Genomic DNA, 13,553 nt, shown 5'->3' with positions numbered 1-13,553 from the left:
GGTGCACCTAAATACAAGCGCTTTTTTCACAAAGAAAACCGTTTCTTTCAATAAATTAAGGAGGATCCCATGATTTTTATGACAAAAAATGGTAGAATATGAATGAAAACGACTATTATTTTATATTGACGGAGGATATCATGACCGAAAACTATCAAGATGACACCTTACGCATCTTCAGTTTAAATGCAAATCGACCACTTGCTGAAAAAATCGCAGCATCAGTAGGAACAGAATTAGGAAAAAGCACCGTGCGCCAATTTAGTGATGGCGAAATTCAAATTAATATTGAAGAAAGTATTCGTGGCGATCATGTCTACATCATCCAAGCAACGAATGCTCCTGTAAATGATCATTTGATGGAATTGCTTATTTTAATTGATGCATTAAAACGTGCTAGCGCAAAAACAATTAATGTTATTTTGCCTTACTATGGTTATGCTCGCCAAGACCGCACAGCGAAACCAAGAGAGCCCATTACTGCGAAATTAGTTGCTAATATGTTAGTAGAGGCAGGCGCAACACGTTTGTTAACATTAGACTTGCATACTGTTCAAGTCCAAGGATTTTTTGATATCCCAGTAGATAATTTATTTACAATGCCTTTGTTCGCTCATTATTATCGTCAACAAGCATTAGTAGGGGAAGAAATTGTGATTGTTTCGCCTAAAAACAGTGGCGTTCAACGCGCACGTAGTTTATCGGAGTACTTAGATGCGACCTTAGCAATTGTAGACCATGAAGAGATTGATGGGGTGCGCCAAGAAGGTTACGTTATTGGGAATGTCGCTGGGAAAAAATGTATTCTTGTTGATGACATTTTGAATACTGGTCAAACGTTAGCCACAGCGGCGGAAGTTTTAATGAAAAATGGTGCGCAAGAAGTGTATGCTTGCGCCTCGCATGGTTTGTTATCAGAAGGCGCAAAAGCAACCTTAGAAAATGCGCCAATTAAGGAAATTAGTATTACTGACTCTGTTTATACGACAGCAGACCGCCAACCAGCAACCTTGAATATTATTTCTTGCGCTGAGTTAATGGGGGAAGCGTTACTTCGTATCCATGAAAATAAACCAATGAGTCCATTATTCCGTTTAGAACCAAAAGGAGAATAAGTGATTCCTTAAACTAGAAATAGGTCTAACAACTTTAATAGTGTTGGGCCTATTTTTCTTATCTCTTTTATAAATAGAAGAGAAAGTATTCTGATTTTGTGTTTTAAGCTTTTTATGCTAGAATAACGCCAGAACATAAGGAAAGGGACGAGTCATTTGGAACCCATTTATTTAGATCATGCGGCAACAACACCGCTTCATCCAACGGTCATTCAAGCGATGACTGAAAATATGCAAACGACTTTTGGCAATCCATCAAGTATTCATCAGTTTGGACGAAAGGCACACGGTCTTCTGGAAGAAGTGCGTCAAACGATTGCCGAGAGCTTACAAGCCAAACCCCACGAAATTATTTTTAATAGTGGTGGCACAGAAGGGGATAACACAGCCATCTTGGCAGTTGCTTTTTCTCGTCAAAAGGAAGGAAAACATATTATTACTACGGCAATTGAACATCCCGCTGTATTACGAACGATGGAATACTTAGAAACGTTAGGCTTTGAAGTGACTTACTTGCCTGTGAATGAAAATGGTCAGATTTCAATGGATCAATTCAAAAAGTCTTTACGCGAAGAAACGATCTTGGTTTCAATGATGTATGGCAATAATGAAATTGGAAATCGATTACCAATTGCTGAAGTTGGTGCAATTCTTAAAAATCATTCGGCGATTTTTCATACAGATGCCGTCCAAGCTTATGGAAGTGAAGTCATTTTACCTCATGAATTAGGGATCGACTTATTAAGTATTTCCGCTCATAAAATCAATGGTCCAAAAGGCGTAGGTTTTTTATTTAAAAGCGATGCAATCCAATTACCACCTCTTTTACATGGTGGGGAACAAGAAGAAAAACGACGTGCGGGCACGGAAAACTTAGCTGGAATTATTGGCATGGGTACTGCCGTTTCATTACTAACTTCTGCAGAAAAGCAAGCAAGAAAAACAGCCTATCAAAGTTTTCAAACGATTATTTTAAAAGCGTTAGAAGAAGCCAATATTGATTTTTCAATTAATGGTGAACCAACGAATCGTTTAGCGCATGTCTTAAATCTTCATTTAAAAGGAATTCCCAGTGATTTGCTCTTAATGCATTTGGACTTAAGAGGTATTGCGATTTCAACAGGCTCGGCTTGTACAGCGGGAACTGTGGATCCTTCGCACGTGTTGACAGCGATGTATGGAGAAAATTCCTCAGCTATTAAAGAATCAATCCGGATTAGTTTTGGCTACGGGAACACACCAGAAGAAATTGCGACTTTTTCTGAAGTACTAGTTGCAGTGATTCAACAATTGAAAAAATAATCTGATTGCGGCAGCTACAGGTTTTCGCTATAATGAAGATAACAATGAAAATAATGAGGTGGAACCCATGGCATTTACAACAACGGCTGCTGTTGAAGGCTCAACAGTTTTTTACAAAGTACATCCTAGTGCAAAACGCTATACATTAAAAGATAACGGCTTTACTGAAACAAAATCAGGGAACTTTCAATTGATTCGTTCCTTAGATCCAACGCCTCAGAGAAATGAAGGCTTCAAATTGAAAATTACGATCACTGCTGATCTAAAAGAGTTGAAAATGTCCATTACAACGGCAAATGGTTTAAAACCAATGAATATTTTCAAGAATGAACAACATGAAATGAGTAAAGAAAAATACTTTTTCTTAATGGATGGCTTAATTAGCCGTGGTGTATTAGAGAAAGTAGAATAATTTAGAGAAACCTGAAGAAACAAGTGAAAGTAGCTTGTTCCTTCAGGTTTTCTGTTTATTTGAAAGCAACAGCTTGTTGGCTGTGTCTTTGTTCCAAGTATTTTCTCATTATACGCCCGGCTTGCTTTACTTATTTCAAAAAAATAGTATAATGAAAAGCACTGAAAAGTTACGACCTTCAAATCGTGGATGATTTCAGAATCTAATTGAAATGATGGTGATAAAATGGCAGATAACAGCAAAACGCGTGTCGTGGTAGGCATGAGTGGCGGTGTCGATTCATCTGTCACAGCGTTGCTTTTAAAAGAGCAAGGCTATGATGTAATTGGGATCTTTATGAAAAATTGGGACGATACAGACGAAAATGGTGTCTGTACCGCAACTGAGGATTATAAAGATGTCGCAAAAGTAGCGGATCAAATTGGGATTCCGTATTATTCGGTCAATTTTGAAAAAGAATATTGGGACCGTGTGTTTGAATATTTTTTAGCAGAATATCGGTTAGGACGGACACCAAATCCAGATGTCATGTGTAATAAAGAAATTAAATTTAAAGCATTCCTAGATTATGCTATGCAACTAGGCGCTGACTATGTTGCAACTGGCCACTATGCGCAAGTAGAAACGGATGAAAATGGCGTAGTGCATATGTTACGTGGAATTGATAATAATAAAGACCAAACCTATTTTTTAAGCCAATTATCACAAGCCCAATTGGCAAAAACAATGTTTCCATTGGGTGGCATGGAAAAATCAGAAGTTCGTGCAATTGCTGACCGTGCTGGATTAGCCACAGCCAAGAAAAAAGACTCAACGGGCGTTTGTTTTATTGGTGAAAAGAATTTCAAAGAATTTTTGAGTAATTATTTACCAGCTAAAAAAGGCAACATGGTGACAGAAGATGGCGAAATCAAAGGACAACATGATGGTCTGATGTATTATACTATCGGTCAACGCCAAGGCTTAGGAATTGGTGGCGGCGGTAAAACACAAGAACCATGGTTTGTGATTGGGAAAGATTTAACTACCAATACATTATATGTGGGACAAGGATTTCACCATGAAAAACTATATGCAACACATTTAGAAGCTAGTGAGGTTCATTTTACTGTTGATACACCAATGCCAAAAGAGTTTGACTGTACGGCTAAATTCCGTTATCGTCAAGCAGATATCCCAGTGCATGTTTCCTTATCTGAAGATGGCACAAAAGCAACCGTTACGTTTAAGGAACCAGCCCGCGCAGTCACTCCAGGTCAAGCTGTTGTTTTTTATGATGGAATGGAATGCTTAGGGGGCGGCTTAATTGATCGCGCCTACCAAGATGAAAAAGAACTACAATACGTCTAAAAAGTTTCACGAGTTGTGAAACAAAAAGCGCAGAGTTAACCAAAAGAAAAGCGGATATGCTGGTCATAAAACCAGTAAATATCCGCTTTTCTTTTTTGTTTTATATGCCTATTTTTTTTAAAATAAGAAAAAGAGAAAAATTAAAAATTCAAATTGTGGATAACTTTTCTGTGTATAACTTAGTCATCATTTTTCTCTTTTTTTTAATTCGGCGGTGCTTCGACGAACCCATAGAAGGTTAAGGAGAACCAGACAAGAAGTGGAAATAAAGACTCCACGATAACCGAAAGCGGCAGATACGCTTGAACCAATCATAGGACCAATCACATTTCCTGTCGCTTGGAAAGATTGATTGTAACTGAAAATACGACCTGCAGCGTCACTTGGGGAATAACGAGTGATCAACGTTTGAACAGCTGGTAGTAAACAGGCATCGGAAATCCCAACTAAGAAACGAAGCATGGCAAGCTGCCAGACATTTTGAACAAAGGCCATTGGTAGGTAAACGAAAATGGCTAAAATTAAGCCAATTGTCAAGATGCGTTCACTGCCAATACGATCGCCTAACCGGCCGAAACGAGGGGCGGCTATTAACGTTGCAATCCCTGGAATAGAAGCAATGACTCCGCTAATTAAGGTGACATTTCCGTGACCACCCAACAATTGTTGAATATATAAACTGATGATGGGACTAATTGAATTATTGGAAGCTTGAATGATTAATGTCGTAATAAACATTCCAAGAATCACGTGGGGATGTTCTAGTTTTTTTAAAATTTGTTTCCCAGATGCGGCTTGATTTTTTTCAATTGGCACAAACTCTTCATGGACAAAGACGAGACTCAAAACAAAAACGAGTAATAAAATCGTACCAGTAATGAAAAAGGTTGGCCGATAACCGAAAATAGAAGCAGTGACACCGCCCAAAAGAGGACCTAGCAATGTGCCGGTAACAGAACCAGTGGCTAAAGTACCAAGAACTTGACCGCTTTTTTCCTTAGGTGTGCCTGTAGCAACTAACGCAGTCGCATTACTGATATAACCAGAAAAAACACCTTGTAATAAGCGCAAGCCAATCAATTGATAAACACTTGTGACTGCGCCCATTAAACTAATGACGATAGCCATCCCTAATGAAGCACGTAATAACATTAATTTGCGTCCTTTTCGGTCGGCTAAACGGCCCCACCAAGGTGAAACAATGGTTGTGACTAAAAAAGTGGAAGAGAACGTGATTCCGCTCCAAAAATTCAATTGTTGGTGGGTAAAAGTACCTAATGTGTTGATATAAAGAGGCATAAATGGCATCACTAAGCTAAAGCCAATACCAGCCATAAATGTGCCAAACCATAAAACGAGCAGATTTTTTTCCCAAGGTTGTCTTGGACGGAAAATTTTACTTTTAATTAATTCATACATTCTATTTCCTCACTTTCTAGTAAAGAAATTCAAATTTGGCTTTGGCGAGTAGTTGATCATTCAATGCTTGATGCAATTCATTCGCAAAAAAGCCTTCTTTTAAATTTAGTGGATTTTTTGTAGCGTACACATATAACGTATAGGTGTGCACACCAGAGCGAGGGCTTAACCCCAGATAACGTTCGGTTAACTCAGGTAACGTTTCAGTGGCAAGCGCAGGAATCATCTGTTTCCCCAAAGGAGAAGCAAGACTATTTTTTCCTTGAATGGTAGGCTTGAGTGCTGTTCGACTAAAGTCTTCAGGAATCTCATTGGTTACAGGAACATTGGCAGCTAACCAATGAATAAAAGGGAAACCAATTAGAGGAATCGTGTCATAATCAATTAATTCCCAGGATAAATAACGGGCTTCTTTAGGAATGGCCGCTAAAGAAATAGGAAAAGATAAAATAGGACGTTCGTGTAATAAAAATTCTGCACTGGTTCGTTTGCCATAACGATCGGCCAAATGAGAACGGTTGGTAATATGCATGCCAAACAGCCTTCTTTCAAAAATAATGTTTACAAATTATTATTATAAACTATAATTTATAGTTTAAAAAGAGTCAATAGATATGATAAACTAATACTTGTCCAAAATTTAAGAATTGGAGGCGTCAGAAAGATGGCAAAAAAACGGAATTTAACGAAAGCCAAAATCCTTGAAAGTGCCCGCAACCTAGCGGAAGAATTGGGCGTTCAACAATTAACCTTTCAAAATTTAGCCGTTGATTTAGGCATCAAGTATCCTTCACTCTATAATCACTTTAAAAATATTGCTGAAGTAAAAAATGCTCTAGTGGACTTGTTAATTCAAGAATTAAATGATGCATTGCGAAGAGCCTTAGTGGGTAAGAGTGGCGCAGAAGCAATTCGGATATATGCTGAAACGTACCAACAATTTGCTTTTGAAAATTCTGCAGTCTATGAATTACTTATCAGTGTGCCGAAAACGCAAAACCAACAATTAATTGAAGGCATCCATGAAACCAATCAAATTATCTTACAACTTTTAGCTTTTTATCCATTTAATAATGAAGAACGACTGCACAAAAGCCGAGAATTACGTAGCTTAATCCATGGTTATATTACCTTACGTTTTTTAGGTTATTTTCAACGCGAAGAAGCCACGCCGGAAGAAAGTTATCGTCGCATGATTGAAGATTTTATTGCTTCTTTAGAAGTGGCAGGATAAAATAAATTTCAAAAATTTCTCAGTCCGAAACCAAATCCTTGCAACTTTTTCAGAAAGTGACTATGATACCTACAGTAGCAAAAAAAAGGAGCGGTTCAATGTATCAAGTAATTACAATGTATGGCGATAATGAACCTTGGTGGTTTTTTGATGATTGGCAAGAGGACATTGTTCAAGAAAAAAACTTCGATAACTTGACCGATGCAGAGACATATTATGTGGAAGTTTGGCAAAAACTTTCTCAGAATTATACATACGTCAACACAAAGCCTAACTATTTAACGGCTTTCTGGAATGATGGGGAAGAACGCTGGTGTGAAGAATGCGATGAAGATTTACAACAATACTTCGGTTTAGCATTACTAGAAAATCATCATGCGGTTACTTTTGAAAATAAAGCTGAGTTTACCACAATATCCAATCATTTTGGCAAAACAAAATTCTGCAAACGGAAAGTTATTTGAAACGCATGAGTTTAAAGAAAAACCTCAGGGAATTTTCTTTAAACTCTTTTTCTATTCTCGGAATTTAGAGAAAATCGAGCTAATATTTGGTATAATACGAAAAGATAGCACTCAAAAAGGAGCGAAACTAGTGGTTGCAAAACAATTAATTATTGCTGAAAAACCTAGCGTAGCAAAAGATTTAAGCCGCGTTTTAGGAGCAAATCAAAAAAATAAGAATTATTATGAAGGACCCAACGTGATTGTCACATGGGCTTTAGGCCATCTCTTAGGACTAAAAATGCCAGAAGATTTAAACAAAGAATGGCAAACGTGGCAAATGGAAACTTTACCGATGATTCCTAAGAATTTAGGGATTAAACCGTTACCGAAAACGGGACATCAATTAAAAGCGATTAAACAATTAGCCAATCGTAAAGATGTTTCTGAAGCCGTGATTGCCACCGATGCTGGTCGTGAAGGTGAATTAGTAGCCCGCTGGATTTTAGAATATGTCCGTTTTAACAAACCAGTCAAACGCTTATGGATTTCATCTCAAACAGACAAAGCCATTAAAGACGGGTTTAAGAAAATTCGCCCAGCGAAAGACTACGATAATTTGTATTACTCTGCCTTGGCGCGCGCAAAAGCTGACTGGTTAGTGGGGCTAAACGTCACACGGGCCTTGACAGTGAAATATCAAGATAACTTATCCGCAGGTCGTGTTCAAACACCAACTTTAGCAATGGTACGCCAACAAGAAAAAACGATTGAACAATTTAAGCCTCAAACTTATTTTACTATCTCGTTATCTGTTGAATCAGAAAAAGCAAAGATGACCCAAAAAAATCCATACGCTTTAAAAGAACGGCAGGAAGCAGAACAATTAGTCAAAGAACTCTCAAAACAAAAGGGCTTAGTTACCGATATCCAAGAAAAAGTTAAAACAGAAAATGCGCCGTTACCATATGATTTAACCGAAATCCAGCGTGAAGCCAACCAGCGATTCCAATTTTCTGCAAAGAAAACGTTGTCTCTTGTACAAAGTTTATACGAAACCCATAAAATTGTTTCCTATCCTCGAACTGACAGCAAATATCTAACAACGGATATGAAAGGAACGATGAAAGAGCGCCTTCAAGCCATTGCTGATTTTTCACCAGAAGTGAAAGGCTACCTTAAAAATGGGGCTGTTGTTAAACAACAAAAAGTTTTCCAAAATGCAAAAGTCACGGATCACCATGGGTTGATTCCAACTGAACAACGTCCTCGTTATGAAAAGCTAAGCAATGATGAACAAAAAATCTATCAAATGATTGTTCAACGATTCTTAGGTTTGTTTGCTGAGCCAAATCAAACCAAACAAACAAAAGTTACAGTCGCTTTTGGAAAAGAAACATTTGTCTTTCATCAAAATAAAGTAGTTGTTGCTGGCTGGAAAACAACAGCCGAACAGCCGCTATCCACTGTCCAATGGCAAAAAGGCATGACCGTTGCGCCAAACTTTACCATTAACAAAGAATTAACGTCGCCGCCAAAACCATTAACCGAAGGAACGTTGTTAGGAAAAATGGAGAAACACAGTTTAGGCACACCGGCAACGCGAGCTGAAATTATTGAAAAACTGATTAAATCAGAATTGATGGAACGAACCAATAGCGGTTTAAGTGTCTCTGCCAAAGGAAAGCAACTATTAGACTTGGTGAATCCATCACTTGTGACACCTGAACTAACGGAAAAATGGGAAAAGTCGCTCGAAGCAATCGCTTCGGGTCAACAAAAGAGTCAACTTTTCTTAAAGGATATTGAAGAGGATACGAAAAAATTAGTCCGTGAAATTAAACAAAGCGAGAAAAAATATCAAGATTTTTCCATTACGCAAAAAAAATGTCCAGATTGTGGCTCAAACTTACGGGAGAAAAATACGAAAGATGGGAAGATTTACGTTTGTACAAACCAAGAATGTTCTTATCGTCGGCGAAAAGATCCTAAAGTATCCAATCACCGTTGCCCACAATGCCATAAAAAAATGGTCATCATAGAAGGAAAAAATGGTCGTTCTTTCAAATGTAAATTCTGTTCGATTACTGAAAAAATTCCCGATAAAAAAGAACGAAAACAAAAAATGACTAAACATGAAGAACGTCGTTTGATGAAAAAATATTCACAACCAGACGAACCAGAAGAAAGTGCTTTAGCGCAGGCCTTAAAAGCCGCTATGAATCAAGAGTAGCGACTTGACGAATGTTGGCTCTAAATAATCAAGTCATCCTTGTTGGTCTTTAGTAAACTTTCAAATAGAAAGAGAGGGACACGGATGCTCGCAAATTTAAATCAAGCAATGGATTATATTGAAGAACATTTAACGGAAGAAGTATCCTTCGATGAATTGGCAAAAAAGACAGGGATTTCTGTTTACCATTTTAAACGAACTTTTTCGTTTATTGCGGGGATGAGTCTGGCTGAGTATATTAAAAAGAGACGTTTGGCGGAAGCAAATTTAGCATTACTTGCTGGTGAAAAAGTGACAGATGTAGCTTTTAAATATGGTTATCAAAGTATTGAAGGATTCTCAAGAGCCTTTCGCGATTGGTCAGGACAAGCCCCTTCTGAAGTAATGAAAACACAAATCCAAAAAACGTTCCCTAAATTCTCTTTCTATATTGATATTAAAGGAGGACAATCAATGGATGTTAAATTGATTGAAAAACCAGCGTTTCAAATAGTCGGAGTTAGTCAGAAGGTTCCCTTGCAGTATCAAGGGGAAAATCAAGCAATCATGGAATTAGCACAGCGCATTACACCACAACAACGAGCGGAAATGCATACATTTGATGATGTATATCCTCATCAAGTAGTAAATGCTTCTTTTGACTTTCAAGAGAGACGAACAATAGAGGGTGGAGAAATGACACACATGATTGGCTTTGCCACTTCGCAAGAAAATACCTATGAAGATTTGGAGCAACTAAGCGTACCTGCTCATACATGGGCGGTTTTTCCAAATGAAGGTCCTTTCCCACAAACTTTACAAGAAACCTGGGCAAGGATATTCTCTGAATGGTTGCCTTCATCTGGTTACCAAGTCGTTGCAGCACCAGAAATTTCGTTTACGCAATATCAAGGACCAGCAGAAGCTAAGTATAGTGAAATCTGGCTCGCTGTTACAGCTACTAAATAAAGAAAACCCACCATTGAAAAATGGTGGGTTTTTCCGCCAAGAAGGAGAAAGTTTGGTATAATAAACGTGAAGAAAAAAATCAGACCTTCTAAACTGAAATCTAGCTATGGATAAGTGATGCGAATACGGAATCATGGAGAAAAAATAATTCTCCGAGGTTTTAGAGTCATGTTGTTTAGAATGGTACCAAAACTCAAGAAATTGCATTAAGTTCAAAAAATTTGTTTTAGAGCCATGTTGTTAAAAAACAAACTATCACCACAAGCAATCCGTAATTTTCATCACAAGATTAGAATTTTTATCATCAAAGACGAGCTGCTTCGATTTTCGAAAACTAATCAAGTGATAAGTCAAAATGTTGATAGATTGAGATTAGTTCTTCCTTTTTTTAGGAAGGGCTTTTTTTATTGATAGAAGAAAGGGAAGAAATCTTGGGAGCACCTAAAAAAATTGTGAGAAATGCTTCTGTATTGTTTGGTTTCTGCCTCAGAAAGTTGTATACTTAGATTGGAATTATTCTATATTACATGCATTTTCACACTTTTTGGAAAAGTTCACTTGAATTTTCTTTTAGTTTCGTAGATAAAAGGAGTCATCGCTAATGGAAATGAACAATTCAGGTAAGCTTGTTTCTTTGTGTGGAGGCAAATCAGGGAGGAAATAATATGTTTGATATTGTAACATTGGCGAGAATCCAATTTGCGATGACAACAGTTTTCCACTTTTTCTTCGTACCGTTTTCAATAGGATTAGCACTTGTTGTAGCAATTATGGAAACAATGTACGTTGTGAAAAAAGAGGAACGTTATCGTAAAATGGCCAAGTTTTGGGGAAATATATTCCTATTAAGCTTCGCTGTTGGGGTTGTAACCGGGATTATTCAAGAATTTCAGTTTGGGATGAACTGGTCTGATTATTCTCGATTCGTCGGAGATATTTTTGGGGCACCGTTGGCGGTAGAAGCGCTCTTAGCTTTCTTCTTAGAGTCAACATTCTTAGGTTTATGGATCTTCACTTGGGATAAAATGAATCCGAAAGTTCACGTAACCTTTATCTGGTTAGTCGTATTCGGTTCAATGATGTCTGCTTTCTGGATTCTAGTTGCCAATAGTTTTATGCAACATCCAGTAGGTTATGTCATCAATAATGGCCGTGCTGAAATGGTGGACTTTGTAGCTGTCATCAGCAATCCAAAAGTTTGGTATGAATTTTCACACGTTATCATGGGCGCCTTTACATTGGGCGGCATGGCAGTAGCTGGTATGGCTGCTTTCCAATTGTTGAAAAAACGGGATATTTCATTCCACAAAGCATCTATGCGCATTGGCTTATGGGTTACTTTGTTCGGTTCAATCGGCGTTTTATTAGCTGGCGACTTGCAAATGAAAGCTCTAATTGAAGGACAACCAATGAAATTTGCGGCGATGGAAGGGGCCTATGAAGACTCTGATGATCCTGCTGCTTGGACATTGATTGCTTGGGCAGATGAACGGGAACATAAACAAGTTTTTGGTATCGATATTCCGTATATGCTAAGTATTTTATCGTATAACAAATTATCAGGTTCGGTTGATGGAATGGATACAGTCAACAAGCGTTTGGTAGAAAAATATGGGGATGATAAAAATTATTATCCACCAGTTAACACTTTATTCTGGAGCTTCCGTATCATGGCTGGTTTTGGTGCCTTAATGTTATTGGTTGCTGCCTTAGGACTATTCTTTACAAGGAAGAAAAAACCATCGCTGTACGAGAAGAAATGGATGCTGTGGATTGTTGCTTTATGTACGTTCGCACCATTCCTTGCCAATACAACAGGTTGGTTAGTCACTGAATTAGGTCGTTATCCGTGGACTGTCTATGGATTATTTACGATTGAACAAAGTGTTTCACCAAATGTATCGGTTGCTTCATTAATTACGTCAAATGTCATTTATTTCTTATTATTTGCTGGTTTAGGTAGTGTCATGGTTTACTTGGTCATTTTAGAATTACGTAAAGGACCGGACTATGAAGCGAAAAAATTAGCGAAAGAAAATGAACCAGCGTTGGATCCATTTGATAAGGGGGTATTTGGCGAATGAGTACACTACAATTATTATGGTTTGTCCTTATCGGCGTCTTGTTCTCAGGTTTCTTCTTCTTAGAAGGATTTGACTTTGGTGTTGGAATGGCCGTTCAAACGTTGGCACACAATGACGACGAAAAAGATCAAGTCGTTGCAACAATTGGACCTGTCTGGGACGGAAACGAAGTTTGGCTATTAACAGCGGGCGGCGCAATGTTTGCCTCTTTCCCATATTGGTATGCTTCATTATTTAGTGGCTACTATTTAATTCTATTTACGATTTTATTTGGCTTAATTATTCGCGGAGTTTCCTTTGAATTCCGCCACAACATGCCGGAAGGTAAACGTCGTCGGATGTGGAACTGGACGCTATCAATTGGTAGTTTCCTTGTACCGTTCTTCTTTGGTATTTTGTTTATCAGCTTAGTCCAAGGAATGCCTTTAGATGCAAACGGCAATATGCATGCGCAATTTACGGATTATTTTAATCTGTTTTCAATTGTTGGTGGAGTAGCCTTAACATTACTTTGCTACTTACACGGCATGAACTATATTGCTTTAAAAACAGAAGGCCCAATTCGTGAACGTGCTCGAAATTATGCAGAAATCTTATACGGCGTTTTATATGTCGGTTTAGTTGTTTTTGCAGTGTTGATGTACTTCAAAACGGACTTTTATGAAAAGAACTTTGCGGTCACTTTAATTTTAACGTTAGCAATTGTGGTCTTAACGGTCATTGCTAATGTTGGGGTGTTTAAACGCAAAGAGATGTTAGCTTTTCTAGCGAGTGGTTTAACATTAGTTGTACTAGTTGCTCTCTTGTTCAGTGGCTTGTTCCCACGTGTTATGATTGGTAGTGAAGGTTTTGATTTGTTGATTAAAGATGCAACAAGCACACCATATACACTAAAAATTATGACGTGGATTTCTTTAAGCATTTTACCATTCGTGTTAGCTTATACTGCTTGGTCCTATTATATTTTCAGAAAACGTATTTCACAGACAGCCGTACCAGAGGGGTATTAAATC

Annotated in this window: 12 protein-coding genes; 10 read left to right on the top strand and 2 right to left on the bottom strand. The window is 37.9% G+C overall.

Features of this window, described 5'->3' with window-relative positions:
* The first annotated feature begins 140 nt into the window (after positions 1-140).
* From IGJ37_RS08335 to mnmA, 4 genes are all read left to right on the top strand, one after another.
* Entirely contained in the window at positions 141-1,115 is a 975-nt protein-coding gene (locus tag IGJ37_RS08335; RefSeq protein ID WP_002362076.1) for a ribose-phosphate diphosphokinase, read from the top strand.
* Between the two features lie 156 nt (positions 1,116-1,271).
* Positions 1,272-2,417 (top strand): cysteine desulfurase family protein, encoded by a 1,146-nt coding sequence (locus IGJ37_RS08330; protein ID WP_002360007.1) that lies wholly within the window; start codon positions 1,272-1,274, stop codon positions 2,415-2,417.
* Between the two features lie 67 nt (positions 2,418-2,484).
* Positions 2,485-2,829 (top strand): DUF1831 domain-containing protein, encoded by a 345-nt coding sequence (locus IGJ37_RS08325; RefSeq protein ID WP_002356959.1) that lies wholly within the window; start codon positions 2,485-2,487, stop codon positions 2,827-2,829.
* Between the two features lie 225 nt (positions 2,830-3,054).
* Positions 3,055-4,179 carry a tRNA 2-thiouridine(34) synthase MnmA gene (gene mnmA, locus IGJ37_RS08320; RefSeq protein WP_002356960.1) on the top strand — a complete coding sequence of 375 codons (1,125 nt, stop codon included), beginning with the start codon at positions 3,055-3,057 and terminating at the stop codon, positions 4,177-4,179.
* A gap of 186 nt (positions 4,180-4,365) precedes the next feature.
* Here mnmA and IGJ37_RS08315 read toward each other — a convergent pair whose 3' ends face one another.
* Together IGJ37_RS08315 and IGJ37_RS08310 are read right to left on the bottom strand one after the other, a co-directional pair.
* Positions 4,366-5,598: a multidrug efflux MFS transporter gene (locus tag IGJ37_RS08315; RefSeq protein WP_002369152.1), complete on the bottom strand. Its 1,233-nt coding sequence runs from the start codon at positions 5,596-5,598 to the stop codon at positions 4,366-4,368.
* Between the two features lie 16 nt (positions 5,599-5,614).
* Positions 5,615-6,130, bottom strand: coding sequence for a YbhB/YbcL family Raf kinase inhibitor-like protein (locus IGJ37_RS08310; protein ID WP_002356963.1), 516 nt, complete (start codon positions 6,128-6,130; stop codon positions 5,615-5,617).
* Between the two features lie 132 nt (positions 6,131-6,262).
* Here IGJ37_RS08310 and IGJ37_RS08305 point away from each other — a divergent pair, with 132 nt between their 5' ends.
* The 6 genes from IGJ37_RS08305 (at position 6,263) to cydB (ending at position 13,550) form a co-directional block, all read left to right on the top strand.
* The gene (locus tag IGJ37_RS08305) at positions 6,263-6,832 is read left to right on the top strand and encodes a TetR/AcrR family transcriptional regulator (protein WP_002356965.1); all 570 of its coding nucleotides are present in this window, start codon (positions 6,263-6,265) and stop codon (positions 6,830-6,832) included.
* Positions 6,833-6,930: 98 nt separating this feature from the next.
* Positions 6,931-7,296 carry a DUF1033 family protein gene (locus IGJ37_RS08300; RefSeq protein WP_002409799.1) on the top strand — a complete coding sequence of 122 codons (366 nt, stop codon included), beginning with the start codon at positions 6,931-6,933 and terminating at the stop codon, positions 7,294-7,296.
* A 130-nt stretch (positions 7,297-7,426) separates the two neighbouring features.
* Positions 7,427-9,508 (top strand): DNA topoisomerase III, encoded by a 2,082-nt coding sequence (locus IGJ37_RS08295; protein ID WP_002362072.1) that lies wholly within the window; start codon positions 7,427-7,429, stop codon positions 9,506-9,508.
* An 84-nt stretch (positions 9,509-9,592) separates the two neighbouring features.
* A complete protein-coding gene (locus tag IGJ37_RS08290) occupies positions 9,593-10,456 on the top strand; it encodes an AraC family transcriptional regulator (protein WP_016634797.1) in 864 nt (287 codons plus the stop codon).
* A 665-nt stretch (positions 10,457-11,121) separates the two neighbouring features.
* Positions 11,122-12,540 carry a cytochrome ubiquinol oxidase subunit I gene (locus IGJ37_RS08285; protein WP_002356974.1) on the top strand — a complete coding sequence of 473 codons (1,419 nt, stop codon included), beginning with the start codon at positions 11,122-11,124 and terminating at the stop codon, positions 12,538-12,540.
* Entirely contained in the window at positions 12,537-13,550 is a 1,014-nt protein-coding gene (cydB, locus tag IGJ37_RS08280) for a cytochrome d ubiquinol oxidase subunit II (RefSeq protein ID WP_002356976.1), read from the top strand. The genes IGJ37_RS08285 and cydB overlap by 4 nt, the downstream gene beginning before the upstream one ends.
* The last annotated feature ends 3 nt before the right edge of the window (positions 13,551-13,553 follow it).

Origin of the sequence: Enterococcus sp. AZ104 (genome assembly GCF_050546705.1) — a bacterium.
Lineage (GTDB): Bacteria > Bacillota > Bacilli > Lactobacillales > Enterococcaceae > Enterococcus > Enterococcus faecalis.
This window is presented reverse-complemented; position numbering and strand designations above follow the sequence as displayed.